This is a genomic window from Nonomuraea sp. NPDC049309 (assembly GCF_043196965.1).
Classification (GTDB): domain Bacteria; phylum Actinomycetota; class Actinomycetes; order Streptosporangiales; family Streptosporangiaceae; genus Nonomuraea; species Nonomuraea fastidiosa.
Genome location: NZ_JBICSH010000003.1, coordinates 234,781 through 249,774, shown reverse-complemented (window position 1 = coordinate 249,774; position 14,994 = coordinate 234,781). Strand labels below are relative to the sequence as shown.

Genomic DNA, 14,994 nt, shown 5'->3' with positions numbered 1-14,994 from the left:
CCCTCAGCGCCCGAGCAGCAGGTCGAACATGGTCTGGCTGCCCAGGACGATCGCTCCTGCCACCGACACCTGCGACTGCAGGGGCACCGGCGGCCCGTCCTTGGTGGACCAGGCGTAGCCGGACGGCGTGCTCGGGTCGCGCTCCAGATCGACGATGACGAGCCGGGCGGGCGCGCCCTTGAGGTAGCCGCGCGCCGCCTCAACGCCGCCCACCAGGTCGGCCGCCTGCTCCAGCATCACCGGGTACGCGCTGACGGAGTGGACCCGCCCGCGCAGCAGCCCGAACGCGCCCGGCGGCGCCGACGACACCGACAGGTCGACGGGCCGGCCGGGCACCACGCCCATCGCGCGGTCCACCGGCACGAACAGCATCGCCACCAGCCGGTCGTCGGGCGCGTCCGTGCGCTCGATGAGCAGCAGCTCCTCGCCCGGCGCGACCACGTGGCCGTCCACCGCGTTGAAGGCGACCACCCGCCCGGTGAACGGGCTGCGCACGACCCGCTCGCTCACCCGGCCCGTCCCGCCGTCCACGGTGATCACCGCGACCTCCTGGCCCCGCCGCACCGCGTCGTCGGGACGGACCAGCATCGAGCGGACCGTCCCGCCGTACGGGCTCTGCAGCCGCGCGGTGCCCGCGGGACGGGTGAGCACGCCCGAGGCGGACACCGTCACCGGCAGCCGCCCCACGAAGAACCAGACGCCCGCCGCCGCCACGATGATGAGCACCACGAACGTGGCGATCCATCCGCGCGGCGAGGCCAGCAGCGTCGGCGAGTCGAGCTCGTCGGGTTCGCGCATCCGCTGCAGCGCCTTGAACCGGAACTTCATCTCGCTATCCCCGCCTGCTGCCGATCACCAGCTCGCCGACGCTGCCCTCGCTCAGGTAGCCGAGGCCGCTGGCGCGCGCGAAGTCGCCGGCGTCGCCCCCGCCGAGCCCGCACACGGCCAGGTTCATGGCGGTGCCGACCAGGTAGATCGTCTGGTAGAGCACGCCCACGTGCTTGAGCACCAGCGGGTAGGCGATGGTCTCGTACTTCCACATGACCCGGCCGAAGCGGGCGGTGACGATGAGCAGCACCTGCGGGTCCTGTTCGAGCTGCGCCGCCGCCTTGGCCCGCTCCACCAGCACCCGCACCGCCGGCCCCGGCTCGGCCACCAGCTCCAGGGCGTGGCCCGCGGTGTCGTAGTGCCACAGCCCCGGGTCGAGACCGCGGCAGGAGACGGCGAGCGGATAGACCTCCAGCTCGTGCACCGAGCCGCCGGAGGGGTAGGGACGGTCGGCCAGCTCCTGGCCGTCCGGCGAGGGGAAGGCCGCGCGGCGCCGCATCGACCGGTAGAGCAGCTCGCCGAGCTGGTCGAGGGTGATGGGCGCGCCGTCGTCGTGCTCGCGTATCGAGCGGCGGCGCTCCAGCGTCTCGTACAGGCCGGAGCCCGGCTCGTCCATGTCGGGGGCGGCCAGCTCGACCCGCTTGCCGCCGAAGGGGGCCGGGGCGGCGGGCAGGGGCTCGAAGCGATCCTTGAACGGGTAGGAGCCGCCGTACCTGTCGGTGATCCGCGGTCCCCTGCTGTGGGCGTGCAGCCACAGGTCCCGCGGGTGCCACTGGGCCAGCTCCAGCTCGCCGTCCTCGTCTTCGGCGGTCAGCGCGCCGGCGGCGGCCAGGAAGCGCAGCAGCTCGCGGTCGCCCACCCGGTCCGGGGTGGTCCAGCCGGACAGCGCGCCCAGCACGCCGGCGGCGGCGGGCTCCAGCTCGGCCACGGCGGGGCTGCGCGGGCCGCGCACGCACAGCACGCCGTCCTCCGCCGTGATCACGGCGAAGCGGGACAGCTTGATCCTTTCGCCGGGGGCGGGCGCACCGGCGGGCTCGACGGGGCCGGCGCCCACGGGCCGCAGCCTGGCGTGCGGCGTGACGTACTCCAGCATGCCGCCCATCGCCAGGCGGCGTAGCAGCAGGTTCCAGCGCAGCAGCCCGGCCTCGCCCACCGTCGCCGCGAGCGTCGCGTCCGTCGCCTCGCCCGCCGCGAGCACGCGGAGCGCGGCCACCGTCTGCTCGGGCAGGTTCCGCAGGTCCAGTGAGCCGGCCGGCGAGGAGATGCGCACCTCGCCGTCCGACTCGGCGAGCGTCGCGTCGCGGCGCAGTCGCCGTTTCGTCTCAGTCACGCCGGGTTCCTCCCTCGTTCACTGCGGCGTCTCGTGGCCGGTCCGAGGAGCTGTCAGAAGAAGACGCTGACGGGGTTGAGCTCGTCCTCCGCGAGGGGTTTCGGGATCCAGCCGAGCTCGACCGGCACGTCGTACAGGCGGCCGGGGCCGAGCCGCCGCCAGAAGTGCCGCATGCCGGGCGCGATCACGCGGACGACGCTCAGCTCCAGGTCGGGCCGGCTCTGGTCGAGCACGATGACCTCCAGGCCCGCCGCGGCGGCCCGCTCCACGCACGTCTCGACGTCGGCCGCCAGGTCCTCGCCGCCCGACGGCGGGTAGTCGGCGAGCGTGCGCGCCCGCTGTGCGGGGTCGGGCACCAGCCACTGCTGCTCGGCCAGCTTCGTCTCCTTCCACCAGGCGAGCGTGGCGACGTCGTCGTCCAGGTAGAGCGTGTTGCCCTGCTCGTCGCGCCGCTCCACCGAAGGCAGGAACTGGTTGACCTCGGTCAGCGTCCTGATGGCGGCGATGCGCGGGTCGAGGTGCGCGCCGAAGCCGACGATGACGTCCTCGACCGGGTGGTTCTTGCGGTACGACACCCCCACGAACGCCGGGATGCCGAGGTCGGTGGTGATGTCGAGCAGCCAGATGTCGCGATCCATGCCCTGGTAGAACTCGCGCACGGTGTCGACGTACGGGTCGTGCAGCGAGTCGAGGTCGAAGGCCGGCCGCCGGGCCCGGTTGTACCACCACAGCGCCACCGCGTCCCGCTCCACCAGCTCGCAGAAGCCCTGCAGGATGGCCTCCTCGACGGAGTTGCCCGAGGCGTTGCCGTTGGAGTCGCCCACGCAGTAGAAGTGCCGCTCCAGGTCGGGGTGGCCGTACCAGGCGTAGCCCGAGGGCACCAGCCGCTCCCGTTCCTCGGTCAGCGACCAGGCCGACGACCAGTCCACCGGCAGGTCGGTGCGGAAGCGCTCGGGCACCAGGTGCAGGCGGTGCGCGGGGTCCTTGTTCCACTCCTCGCGGATGGCGTACTGGCGGTCGGAGAAGTGCAGCAGGCTCTCCGGGTGCACGGCCACGGCCGGGTCGAGGTCGGCGTAGGCGGCCTCGGTCACCGGCTCCTCGCCGCGCCACACGCCCGAGTAGCGCTCGATGGCCTCGCACAGGGCGCTCACCTTGGCCTGGACCTCGGTGCGGCCCTTGCCGCCGCTCTGCCCGCGCAGGTTGCGGCGCAGCAGGTCCATGTTGTCGCCGATCATGGCGAAGTTGTGTCCCGCGGTGAAGCTGTAGGTGACGCCGTTGTCCTCGTCGGCGAACGTGTGCAGCCTGGTCACCGCGCCGATGAGCGGGCTGATGTGCTTTTCGAGCCGTGCGTACGTACGCGCGGGCGGCTCGATCCGGTAGCCGCCGTCGGTGACGTGCCTGGCGTCGCGGGCCGAGAGCGTCACCTTGGGGCTGCGCTCGCTGATCAGCGTGGGGTCGCCGCAGGCCGGGCACTGCGGCAGCCGGATGACGGTGTGCTCGGTCACGCCCAGGGTGCGCAGGTCGATGGTGGTCATCTTGCCGTCGAGCCGGGACGCGGCGGCCGAGGGGTCGTCGCGGCGGGCGGCGATCTTGGCGAGCTCCACCGCCAGCAGCCCGCCCGCCACCGAGGGGCCGGCCGGCACGGACTCGCGCACCGGGTGGTACGGCACGCCGCCGCCGCGTTTGCCCGCCAGGTAGCGCTCGACCTGCCGGTTGCCGGCCAGCCGCTGCGCCAGGCAGGCCCAGCACGCGGTCCGCCCCGGCCGCAGCACCGGGCCGATCCACAGGGTGACGCCGTCCGGCTTGATCAGCGCCCACGGGTGCCCGGCGGCGAGGTAGGCGGCGTTGAGCCGGTCGAGCGCGGGGTCGAGGTAGTCGCCGGTGACGACGACCGCCATGGTGCCCGCGGGGCCCGCGGCCTCCTCCTCGACGCTCCTCGTACGCGTGTGCAGCCCGTGCTCGCCCAGCGCGGCGCCGATCGGCCCGGGGTCGGCGCCCTCGGCGGCGACGACGACGATTTCGGTGCTCTCCAGCGCCGACCGCGCGCGCACCGGGTCGATTCCCTGCGCGTCCCAAAAGGCGAGGGTGTGCTCCGGCCAATCGGGCCGGCCGTCGGCGAGCACGCCGTAGGCGGCGAACTTGCGAATGGCCATGAGCGTCTGCATGAGCGGCAGTTCGTCGCTCAAGGATGCGGCGATCTCCGCGACCGTATGCCGTCCGTCCAGGTAAGGCAGGACTTTTCCGGCCCCCTCGGCGGTCACCCGATAATGCTGGCCCTCGGCCAGGAGAAAGACCGTCGACCCGTCGAGTAACTGCGAAGTGAAATGCGCTTTGAGACGTGGGCGGTCCATGGCCCTCCCCGTTTTGGGTTTTCGTCGGTGCCGCCGTCGAACGGTGCCGGCGGTTGATCGCAGAGTCGCATCGGGCTCGCCGCGGTGTAAAGACGTAATTCCGGCGTACGCATTTGACTGCACAATGCGGTGAAATACGTATGTGAGCCGCCGGGAATGCGCATGCCGGCCGGGAGCCGAGGAGGACTCGAGAACTGACCAGACCTTGTCACAATTGTCCGATTTGTCGGTCAACTATTGACAGCGGACCTGTCCTTGGCGGGATGATCCCTATGACAGTCCAGGGGGCCAAGGCTTGGGGAGTAGCAATGTCTTCGGGACAGACGCTGCTACACCGTGACACCGAACTCGCCGCAGTGCGCGAAGCTCTGTCCAGGATCCGATCCGCCAACCCGTCGGTCCTGCTGATCCAGGGCCCGCGCGGGATCGGCAAGACCACGCTGCTCAACGCGGCGCTGTCCGCCCTGTCGGAGACGGGCGCGCTGCTGCTCATGGCCCGCGGCCACCCGGCCGAGCGCGAGCACCCCTTCGGGGTCGTACGCCAGCTCTTCGAGCCGCTCATGTCGCCGGGCCGCGCCCCGCCCACCGGCCTGCGGCTCGACCAGAACCGCGCGGACGACCCCGTCACCCCCGACGTGCTGCACGGGCTCTACCGCGCCACCCGCGACTTCACCGGCGACCAGCCGCTGATCATCGCCGTCGACGACGTGCACCACGCCGACCAGCAGTCCGCCGAGTGGTGCTCCTACATCGCCAGGCGGCTCGACGGCCTGCCCATCGCGATGATCCTGACCAGCGACGAGCCCGGCGAACCCGGCGGAAACGACCTGGCCAGGGACCTGGCGGCGCTGCCGTACATGCGGCTGCTGCGGCCCGCCCCGCTGACCCACCTCGCCGCGCGGCGGCTGCTCGCCGGCCAGCTCGGCACCGCCGAGCAACAGGTCGAGGCCGAGGTCGCGCACGCCTGCCACCAGCTCACCCAGGGCAACCCCGCGCTGCTGCACGAGCTCGCCGCCAGGCTGGCCAGGACCGGCGTGCCCGCCACCCGCGACGAGCTGCCCCAGGTGCTGGACACGGGCGCGGCGGCGATGACGCAGACCGTGCTCGGCTGGCTGACCGACAGCGACTCCGCCGCCGACGCCGACTGCGTCGCGCTGTTACGCAGCCTCGCCGTCGTGGCGCCTGACGACGGCCTGGAGATCGCCGCCATGCTGGCCGGCCAGGGCCAGGACTCCGCACGGGTGGCCGCGGCACGATTACGGCGGCTCGGCCTGGTCACCGGCGCGCCACCCGACAGGTTCGCGCATCCCGGCATCCAGCAGACCGTGCTGGCCGGCATGGACCCGGCAGAGCGCGACGAGCTGCACCGCCGTACCGCCGCGCTGCTGCACCGGCTCGGCCGGCCGCTGCGCAGCTCGGCCCGGCACCTGATGTCGGCGGGCCCCACCGGCGACCCGCAGACCGTGACCGTGCTGCGCGAGGCCGCGGGCGAGGCCGGCAACGAGCACTTATGGCAGGACGCCACCGGCTACCTGCACCGCGCGCTGGCCGAGACCGACGACCGCGAGACGGTGCTGGAGGTCACCGCCGAGCTGGGCGCGGTCGAGATGCACCACAACCTGCCCGCCTGCCTGCGCCACCTGCGCACCGTCTACGGCCGGGTCAAGCGGGCACCGCAGGCGCTGATGTCGATGACGCCGTTCGCCGACATCCTGGTCAGCGCCAACTCCGTCGAAGCGGGCGAGGTCATGGCCGAGGCCGCGGCCACGGCGGCGGCCACGCCGCACCTCGCGAGCGCCGACCTGGCCCTGCTGTTCGCCGCCCAGGCGCTGATGTGGGGCCGCTCCGCGGGGCGGATCGGGGTGCGGCGGCTCAGCCGCTCGTTCGGCACCCTGCTCACGCCCGCCGCCCGGCAGTTCCTCAGCATCCTCGCGCTGGCCACCGGCGTACGCGGCCGCAACCTGCCGCGCATGCTCGCCCAGACCCGCCGCTGCCTGGACGGCCAGGGCACGGTGCCGGTCACCGTCGTGCTGCCGCTCGTCTGGGGCGACCGCCTCGACGAGGCCTCCTACTGGGCGGAACGGCTCGTCACCGAGACCAGGGACACCGGCTCGACCACCCGGCTGGCGCTGACGCTGTCCACCAGGGCCGAGGTGCGCTACCAGCTCGGCCGCCTGGACGCGGCGCTGCGCGACGCCAACGACGCGATCGCCAGCGCCCGCGAGGTCGAAGCCGAAGGCTTCCACGCCGCCGCCACCGCCTGCGCGGCCCGCATCCTGCTCGAGCGGGGCGAGCTGGAGGCCGCCGAGTCCGCGCTGCGCACGGTCAGGGCGTACGGCGACTGGCACCCGCTCATCTCCGGTCACGTCCTGGACGCGCTCGGACGCGTGCACCTGTCGCACGGGCGGCCCCGCGACGGGCTGCTGACCCTGCTGGAGTGCGGGCGCCGCCTGACCGCCGCCGGCATCACCAACCCGGCCTGCGTGCCCTGGGGCCCCCACGCGATCCTCGCCTACGCCCTGTCCGGCGAGCGCTCGGCCGCCCGCATGATGGCCGAACGGGAGCTGGAGCTGGCACGGGCATGGGGCGCGCCCACCACGATCGCCCGCGCGCTGAGCGCGGGCAGCGTCGCCCACGAGGGCAGCACCCGGCTCGACATGCTGCACGAAGCGGTGGACCTGCTGGCCGACCGGGGCGCCCGGCTCGAACAGGCCAGAGCGATGGTCCGCCTCGGCATCGCCCAGCGCCAGGCGGGCGACTCCGGCAAGGCGCACGAAACGCTCGCCATGGCGCTGCGGCTGGCCAACGACTGCGGCGCACAGCGCCTGGCCGCGCTCGCCGACAAGCACCGGGCCGCCACCGCGCCGCGCCGGTCCTCCCCCGCCGCCGGCGGGCGCAACGGCCACCCGCTGACCGTCGGCGAACGCCGCGTCACCGACCTGGTCCTGCGCGGCATGAGCAACATGGAAGTGGCCGCCACCCTGTCGATCAGCAAACGCACCGTCGACACCCACCTGGCGCGGATCTACCGCAAGCTCGGCATCCACACCCGTGCCGAGCTGGCCGTCATCCTCACCGGTCTCGCCGACGACCACGACGAACCGCCACCCGACGAGCCGGTGCCCGCCGGGCTGCTGGAAGACCTCTGATCAGCGCATCAGCTCGTACGCGGCGTACGCGACGACCCCGTACGCCGCGTGCGGCACCACGTCGGAGATCCAGTCGGCCGCCGACCACTTGCGCGGGTCGGTGACGCCCAGGACGGTCATCGGGCCGTTGGAGCCGAGCATGGCCAGCGCCGCCAGCGCCGCCACCCCGGCCGGGCACGGCGGCCGCCGCCGCCCGGCCAGCAGCCCGTAGCAGACGGCCACGCCCGCGCCGGTGGCGTACCCGAGGAGCGCGCCGATCGCCTCCTCGCGGTTGCCCGCCCGCTCCTCATCGCCGCCCAGGCTCAGCCCCGCCGCCTCGGCCAGCCTGCTCGCCGTCTCCTTCGGCGTGCCGCTCGCCGGTCTCGCCCTGACGAGCATGTCGAGGTACGTGACGATGTTGAGCGCGCAGGTGCCGGCCGCGCCGGCGATCAGTCCCTTGACGAGTGTGTGCATGCCCCCGCAGCTACCCACCCTCCCGCCCGTCCCTCCCCGGGCGCGGCATCCTTTCGGGGCCGAGCTCCCCTGAGGGGGTTGGAGGGACTGAGGCCCCCTCGGAGGCTGACGCCCCTGAGGACCAGCCGGCTGAGCCCCATCGAGATGCGGACCGTCCACCGCTGACGGACCGCCCGGCCGCAGGCATCCCCCGCGCGGAACCAAGAAGAAGGCCGTAACCCCACACCCACCGCCCGGACACACCCCTCCAGCCGGGCTTGAGGTCCCTCGGGAAGTGAAGGGGCTGACGCGCCCCCACGGGCCGAGGTCCTTCGCCCCAACCCCGAAAAGGACATCAGCCTGGCAGGAGGGACACCTAGGGAAACGGTGGGTGGTGGCTGCGAGACGGTGGAGCCGGTCCTTGCGAGGCCGCCGGGACGCATCCACGGACCCGGGGCGCCCCCGCCCGGACGGACACAGGCCGCCCCCCAAGCAGACCCGAGGCGCCCCCACCCGAACGGACACAGGCCGCCCCCCGAACAGATCCGGGGCGGTCCCATCCGGGCGGGTGCGGGGCTCGGCACCCCATCGGGTGGGGTGGCATGTGTGGGCGTTACGAGGGGGCGCAGGTCAGGGTGGTGGGTGGGGTGGTGGGGCCGGTGGCGTTGAAGCCGAAGGTGGTGGTCGCGCCGGCCGTCAGAGCGCCGTTGTAGGAGGCGTTCGTGACCGTGACGTCCTGGCCGGTCTGGGTGTGGGTGCCGCCCCACAGGGTGGTGATCTGCTGGTCGCCGGGCCAGGCCCAGGTCACCGTCCAGCCGGTGATCGCGGCGTCGCCGGTGTTCTCGACGGTGACGCCGGCCTGGAAGCCGCCGGGCCAGGAGTCGCCCGCCTGGTACGTGGCCGTGCACCCGCCGTCGCCGGGGCCCGGTGTCTCGGTCGGCTCCCCGGTCGGCTCCCCGGTCGGGTCCCCGGTGGGGACCTCGGTCGGGGTCACGGTGATCGGCGGCCCCGTACGGTCGCCGTAGATGATCCCGCGCCCGTTGGTGCCGAGGTAGACACGGCCGTACACGCGCGGGTCACCGGTCAGCGCCTCGCCCATGTTGCCCCACTGGTGCTCGTCGTCGTTGATGCGCAGCCAGCTCGACCCGCCGTCGTCCGAACGGTACAGGCCGGTGACGCCGTCGATGGTGGCGACGGCGAAGACGGCCGGGTAGTTCGCACCCGGCGCCGCCTTGCCGAAGCCCACGTTCACGGCGTCGGTGATGCCGGAGAGCCGGGTGAACGAGGAGCCGCCGTCGGTCGAGTGCCAGATGCCGCCATCGCCGGCCACCCACACGTCGCCTTCGCGGCCGGGCACGGCCTTGAACTTGCCGCCGGCGGGCAGCCCGGTCGCGGCGGTGGCGGCGAAGGTGGCTCCGCCGTCGGTGCTGCGGTAGAAGCGGCCGCCGCTGAGGCCGTAGAACGTCATCGCGTTGACCCGGTCAGACTCCACGATGGCGTCGGTGGGCAGGCCGGAGGCGGTCTGCCAGGCGGTGCCGAACCCGACGGAGTAGACGGGCGTCACGCCCTTGGGCGCCCACACGAAGCGGGAGCCGTCGGCCGCCGCGGCGACCGTGCCGCCCTCGTTGACGCCGCCGGGCTCGGTGCCCTGGAACCAGGTGGCGCCGCCGTCGGTGGAGAAGGCCACGTGGCTGTCGTTCGGGCGGTCGGAGTCGGTGAAGTCACCGGCGCGCACCATGATGGACGGCGCCTGCTCGGCGTAGTCGAGGCTGGTCGTGGAGGTGAAGGTGGGCTGGGTGAACATCATGGACGGCACCGCGTCCAGGTCGGTGTGGCGGAAGCCGGCGATGTCGCCGAGGCCGCTGATCAGCGGCGCGCCACTGGGCGGGCTGATCAGGTCGAGCACGGCGGTCTCCTCGAGGCCGCGGGCCATGGGTTTGATCGTGAACGTGCCGCCGGCGTCCCACTGCGTGAGGTTCTCGGTGCCGTAGATGGTGGCGCCGGTGCCGTACATCATCCGGTCGGAGTCGAACGGGTCGATCTCCAGCGACTCGGTCATCCAGCCGAGCTTGGGCGTGACCTCGGGCGGCTCCGGGTCGGTGCCGAAGGTGAGCCACGGGTTCTCGCTGATGTCCATGGTGTAGCGGAACGACCGGTCGGGGTAGGAGGTCCAGTCCCACACGCGGGTCCAGGTCTCGCCGGAGTCGGTGGAGCGGAAGAAGATGACGTCCGGCCACCAGGAGATCTGCGTGGCCACCATGATCGTCTCGGGGTGCTGCCTGTCGATGGTCAGGCCGCTGTAGCCGAAGTAGGCGTCGGAGCCGGCGGACGGCACGGGGCTGATCTGGGTCCAGGCGCCGGTCTCGGTGTCGTAGCGCCACACGTCGCCCTTGCCCCCGTCGTACGGCCCGCCGGTGTCGCTGGTGGCGATGTAGAGGTAGCCGTTCTCGGTGTCGAGCACGCCCTTGTGCGCGATGTAGCCGGTGGGCCGGCCGGGCACGCGCGACCAGGTGGCGCCGCCGTCGGTGGTGCGGTAGATGGTGTCGTCCTTGTCGGCGACGCCGACGTAGATGGTCTGGGTGGGGCTGCCCTTGCCGGAGGAGCGTGGGTCGTAGGTGACCCAGACGACGCCGGGGCGGTGGCTGAGGTAGCCGGTGGGGTCGCTGGGGTCCTGGGCGTAGTCGCCGGGGTTGGGGAAGCTCGTCACCTGCGACCAGGTGGCGCCGTAGTCGGTGCTGCGCCACAGGCCGTTGCCGTTGGGCGCGCCGAGGTACAGCACGCGGTTGTCGTTGGGGTCGACGGCCAGCGCCTCGCCCATGCCGCGGCCGGGCATGTTGCCGCCCAGCTTGAACGGCAGCGGCGTGACCTGCCAGGTGTCGCCCTTGTCGGTGGAGCGCAGGATGGCCCCGTTGCCCGGGTCCCAGTCGTTGGTGTGCATGCCGACGGCGGCGTACACGCGGTTGGTCTCCACGGGGTCGGTGGCCAGGCTGATCACGCCGTTGTAGCCCCACCTGTCCCAGCCGACCCAGTCGAGCAGCGGGGTCCAGGACTTGGTGGACTGGTCCCACCGGTACGCGCCGCCGATGTCGGTGCGGGCGTAGATGAGGTCGCGTTCGGACGGGTTGAAGATGATGCCGGGGACGAAGCCGCCGCCGTCGATCCGCACGTTCTTGAACGCGTACGGGTCGGAGGCGACGGCCGCGACCGGCGTCATCCGCACGATGGCCGTCACGAGGAGGACGGCGGCGGCCGTGAGCACGGCAAGCAGCCTTTTTCGCATGCGCGGCTTTCCTTTCCAGGCACGCCACAGGCGCGCCAGAGGGCGTGGATGACCGCCATGCACGAGCAGAATGCGAGACCCTGACCGTCGCCGCGCCTTCGCGCATGAGCTTCACAAGAAGGCTCACACACGGGCGCGGCGACGGTCAATAGTTTGGACGCTCGACGAATTAATGAGCAACGGAAACGCCGGCCACAGGGCGTTCCGAGCGCGTCCCGAGCGCCGCCCACAGCGCGATGGCGATGTAGAGCGCCTGCTCGGGGATCCGCTCGATCAGCGGCGAGGCGATCGAGGTGCCGGCGATGGCGGCGTGGATGTTCGCGGGCAGCAGGACGACGAAGAGCAGCGCCAGGCAGATCCCCGCGGGCCTGCGGAAGCGCGCGAGCACCAGCCCGGCGGCGCCGGCCAGCTCCAGCACCCCGGTCAGGTACACCATGAACCCCGGGAACGGCACGAACGGCGGCACCATCGCCACCATGTCCCCGTAGTTGGGCATGACGGTCACGCTTTCCGGGACGAAGTGCGCGCTCGCCGTCATGACGAGCATGACCGCGAGCCCATGCGCCGCGCTCTCCCGCCATGTGCCGAACCTGCGCACGCCCAGCGCGCCGAGCGCCCGGAACACGAGCGTGGCGACCACGAGAACGATCACGGTCATGAGAACTCCTTGGATAGTCGTGCTATCTACTCATAATAGATACCACAACTATCCAATGACGTCACATCTTTTCTCAGCGTGCGACGGCGAAGTCCTTGATCCGCAGGTCTCCCTTGAACACCAGATAGAGATCGCCCTTACCGGGCCGCACGGTCGCGGTCGCGGTGCCGTAGGCGTAGATCCCGCCCGTCGCCGGCACCTCGACGGTCGCCAGCAGCGCACCCTTCGGCGAGCCGCGCCGCACCTCGAACGAGCCGCCACCCGCCGAGGCCACCGACGCCGTCAGCCGCCCGCCCCAGGAGGCCCGGGTGAAGGCCACCCAGTCGCCCGCCGAACCCTCGACGACCTCGCCGCTCACCTTGCTCTCGTCGGCGAACGCGACGCCCCGGTAGTCGTCGAAGTCCATCGCCCTGGTCGGCTTCGCCAGATCGCGCACGGGGACGGTCTCGCCCGGGACCCGCAGCGTCGTGGACCGGCGGATCCGGTCGGACGCGGAGCCGACGAGCACGTCATGGGTGGCGTTCTCGACGACCCATCTGTTCCTGGTGTGGTCCCACACCGCGAGGTCGGACCTCTTCAGCCGGAACGTCACCGTGCGGCTCTCGCCCGGCTTCAGCGTCACCCGCTGAAAGCCGCGCAACTGCTTGACCGGCTGCGCGAAGCGGGAGTCGCGCTGGTGGGTGTAGAGCTGGACGACCTCGTCGCCGGTGACCTTGCCGGTGTTGGTCACCCGGACGCTCACCTGCTCCCCCTGCACGCGCAGGCCCTGGTAGCCGAAGGTGGTGTAGCTGAGGCCGTGCCCGAAGGCGTACAGCGGCTTCTCCTTGCCGTACAGGTACGTCATGCCGGTCTTGACCAGGTCGTAGTCCAGCAGGTCCGGCAGGTCGTCGGAGGCCGGCCAGGTCTGGGTGAGCCGGCCGCCCGGGTTGACGTCGCCGAAGAGCACGTCGGCGATCGCGTGCCCGGTCTCGGCGCCCGCGTGCGTGGTCCACAGCAGCGTCGGCGCGTCCACGATGACCGGGTAGCTCGTTTCCAGCACGACCACGGTCTTCGGGTTGGCCCTGCGCACGGCCTCGATGAGCCGCCGCTGGCCCTCGCCGAGCCGCAGCGTGTCGCGGTCGTGGAACTCGCGCCCGGCCACGAACGGGTGGCTGCCCACCACGACCACCGCGACCTGCGCCTTCCTGGCCTGCGCGGCGGCCTCGGCGATGCCGTCGGAGACGACCTCCTTGGCGAACGTCGCGGCCTGCGCCTTGGGCACCAGGCCGAGCGCGCCATCGGCGGTGACGCCCACGTACGCGTCGGGCAGCCCGAACCAGCTCTCCACGGTCTCGTAACCGGCGTACCGGATGAGGTAGGAGCCGTCCTGCTGCCGCTCCAGGGCGAACTGCTGCGAGACGTACCAGCCGTCCGGCTCGGTGTCGTCGGTGTCGAGCGAGCGCCAGTCGCCACCGAGCAGCCGGCCGTTGCCCGCGTTGCGCAGCGTGGAGACGCCGCCGGTCCAGTCGGTGAGGTCCCACTGGGAGGCCGCCGTGGGCGTGGTGTCGATGAGCGCGGCGTTGTCGTCGGGTCCGGTGCCGGTGGCGGTGAGGTACTTGCCGGACTCCACGTGCCTGAGCGCGATCCGTTCCAGGCCCTCGCCGGTCGTCACCTCGGGCACCCGCTCCTTGATCCCGTCGAGCGGCGTCACCTGGTACGGCAGCCGCCCCGAGTACCAGTCGCGGTAGAGCCTGCCCGCCAGCGGCCCGACCACGGCCGCGGACTTCGGCGCGGACAGCGGCAGCACGCCGGAGTTCTTCAGCAGCACCGCCGCCTTGCCCGCGGCCTCGCGGTTCAGCCGCCGGTGCGCGGCGCTGTCGATCACCTCGGCGCCGATCCCGCTGTACGGCCCGCCGTCCGGGTCGAAGTGCCCGAGCCTGGTCCTGATCGACAGCACCCGCGACACGGCCCTGTCCACGTCGGCCTCGGTGATGTGGCCCTGGTCGAGCGCCGCCTTCAGGTGGGTGACCAGCGGCCCGCCGTCGCCGTCGTCGATGGTGAAGCCGTCCAGCCCGGCCTTGAGCACCGCCGCGAACGCCTCGGGCTTGTCGTCGTAGTAGCGCTCCAGGTCGGTGAGCGCGTGCGGCCCCCAGGCGTCGCTGACGTTGTAGAGCGTCTTGCCGGTCCACGACCGCACGACCGTGTCCAGGTCGGGGTTGACGTGGTCGGGCCGCCCGTTGACCAGGTTGTACGACGCCATCACCCCGGTCGCCGCGTCGGCCGCGATCGGCGCCTTGAACGCCTGCTCGTAGTACTCGTGCTTGAGCTTGGGCGTCAGGTTGGAGGAGGTGAGGCTGCGGTCGGTCTCGTTGTTGTAGGCCAGGTAGTGCTTCAGCACGGGCGCGGTCTTGAGGTAGAAGGGGTCGTCGCCCTGCAGGCCCTTGCCGTACGCGGTGGCCATGGCCCCGGTCAGCAGCGGGTCCTCGGAGTAGCCCTCCTCGTTGCGTCCCGCCCGGGGGTCGCGCAGCAGGTCTGCCACCGGCGCCCACACCTGCAGGCCCCACAGCACGGGGTCGGTGGCGTTGTAACCGCGCACCTCGTCGCCGACCGCCGAGCCGATCCGCTCGACCAGCTCGGGGTCCCAGGTGCTGGCCAGCCCGACGGGCTGCGGGAAGACCGTGCCGCTTGCGAACTTCTGGCTCCAGCCGTCGTCGCGGTGGTTGGACCAGGCGACGCCGTGCAGGGCCTCGGTGCCGTTCTTGTGGTAGCCGATGCCGAGCCTGGGGATCGCGGGCTGCGACTGGTGCAGCAGGCTCAGCTTCTCATCCAGCGTGAGCCGGCCGAGCAGGTCGGAGACCCGCTGTTCCAGCGGGAGCGCCGGGTTCTGGAAGGGGTGGGTCTCGGCGGCCTGCGCGGGTGCGGCCAGCAGGGACGCGGCCAGCGCGACCGCGGCCGATAACGGGACTTTTCGCATTATGGGGTCTCCA

At 72.3% G+C, this 14,994-nt stretch carries 8 protein-coding genes; 1 reads left to right on the top strand and 7 read right to left on the bottom strand.

The genetic code is table 11. The annotated features are described in order from the left end of the window. Positions 1 to 3: 3 nt before the first annotated feature. The 3 genes from ACGFIM_RS21900 to ACGFIM_RS21890 are packed head-to-tail and all read right to left on the bottom strand — an operon-like array spanning position 4 to position 4,344. Positions 4 to 828 carry an HlyD family efflux transporter periplasmic adaptor subunit gene (locus ACGFIM_RS21900; RefSeq protein ID WP_393202959.1) on the bottom strand — a complete coding sequence of 275 codons (825 nt, stop codon included), beginning with the start codon at positions 826 to 828 and terminating at the stop codon, positions 4 to 6. 4 nt (positions 829 to 832) lie between these two features. After that, positions 833 to 2,158 (bottom strand): SagB family peptide dehydrogenase, encoded by a 1,326-nt coding sequence (locus tag ACGFIM_RS21895; protein ID WP_393202956.1) that lies wholly within the window; start codon positions 2,156 to 2,158, stop codon positions 833 to 835. 53 nt (positions 2,159 to 2,211) lie between these two features. Beyond that, positions 2,212 to 4,344: a TOMM precursor leader peptide-binding protein gene (locus ACGFIM_RS21890; RefSeq protein ID WP_393202953.1), complete on the bottom strand. Its 2,133-nt coding sequence runs from the start codon at positions 4,342 to 4,344 to the stop codon at positions 2,212 to 2,214. A gap of 473 nt (positions 4,345 to 4,817) precedes the next feature. On the opposite strand from ACGFIM_RS21890, the gene ACGFIM_RS21885 reads away from it, so the two are divergent. Then, a complete protein-coding gene (locus ACGFIM_RS21885) occupies positions 4,818 to 7,658 on the top strand; it encodes an AAA family ATPase (RefSeq protein ID WP_393202951.1) in 2,841 nt (946 codons plus the stop codon). Here the strand turns inward: ACGFIM_RS21885 and ACGFIM_RS21880 are convergent, their stop codons facing one another. The 4 genes from ACGFIM_RS21880 to ACGFIM_RS21865 form a co-directional block, all read right to left on the bottom strand. After that, positions 7,659 to 8,111 (bottom strand): hypothetical protein, encoded by a 453-nt coding sequence (locus ACGFIM_RS21880; protein ID WP_393202949.1) that lies wholly within the window; start codon positions 8,109 to 8,111, stop codon positions 7,659 to 7,661. It lies immediately after the preceding gene. A gap of 592 nt (positions 8,112 to 8,703) precedes the next feature. Next, entirely contained in the window at positions 8,704 to 11,370 is a 2,667-nt protein-coding gene (locus tag ACGFIM_RS21875) for a cellulose binding domain-containing protein (RefSeq protein WP_393202948.1), read from the bottom strand. 169 nt (positions 11,371 to 11,539) lie between these two features. Next, positions 11,540 to 12,028 carry a hypothetical protein gene (locus ACGFIM_RS21870; RefSeq protein WP_393202946.1) on the bottom strand — a complete coding sequence of 163 codons (489 nt, stop codon included), beginning with the start codon at positions 12,026 to 12,028 and terminating at the stop codon, positions 11,540 to 11,542. A 73-nt stretch (positions 12,029 to 12,101) separates the two neighbouring features. Beyond that, on the bottom strand, positions 12,102 to 14,981 hold the full coding sequence (locus ACGFIM_RS21865; protein WP_393202944.1) for a glycoside hydrolase family 3 C-terminal domain-containing protein: 2,880 nt from the start codon (positions 14,979 to 14,981) through the stop codon (positions 12,102 to 12,104). Between the last annotated feature and the right edge of the window lie 13 nt (positions 14,982 to 14,994).

What these genes read in the sequence shown, in the direction of transcription:
- ACGFIM_RS21875 (WP_393202948.1), bottom strand. Translation starts at nt 11,370, where the DNA reads ATGCGAAAAAGGCTGCTTGCCGTGCTCACGGCCGCCGCCGTCCTCCTC.
- ACGFIM_RS21885 (WP_393202951.1), top strand. Translation starts at nt 4,818, where the DNA reads ATGTCTTCGGGACAGACGCTGCTACACCGTGACACCGAACTCGCCGCA.
- ACGFIM_RS21870 (WP_393202946.1), bottom strand. Translation starts at nt 12,028, where the DNA reads ATGACCGTGATCGTTCTCGTGGTCGCCACGCTCGTGTTCCGGGCGCTC.
- ACGFIM_RS21900 (WP_393202959.1), bottom strand. Translation starts at nt 828, where the DNA reads ATGAAGTTCCGGTTCAAGGCGCTGCAGCGGATGCGCGAACCCGACGAG.
- ACGFIM_RS21880 (WP_393202949.1), bottom strand. Translation starts at nt 8,111, where the DNA reads ATGCACACACTCGTCAAGGGACTGATCGCCGGCGCGGCCGGCACCTGC.
- ACGFIM_RS21865 (WP_393202944.1), bottom strand. Translation starts at nt 14,981, where the DNA reads ATGCGAAAAGTCCCGTTATCGGCCGCGGTCGCGCTGGCCGCGTCCCTG.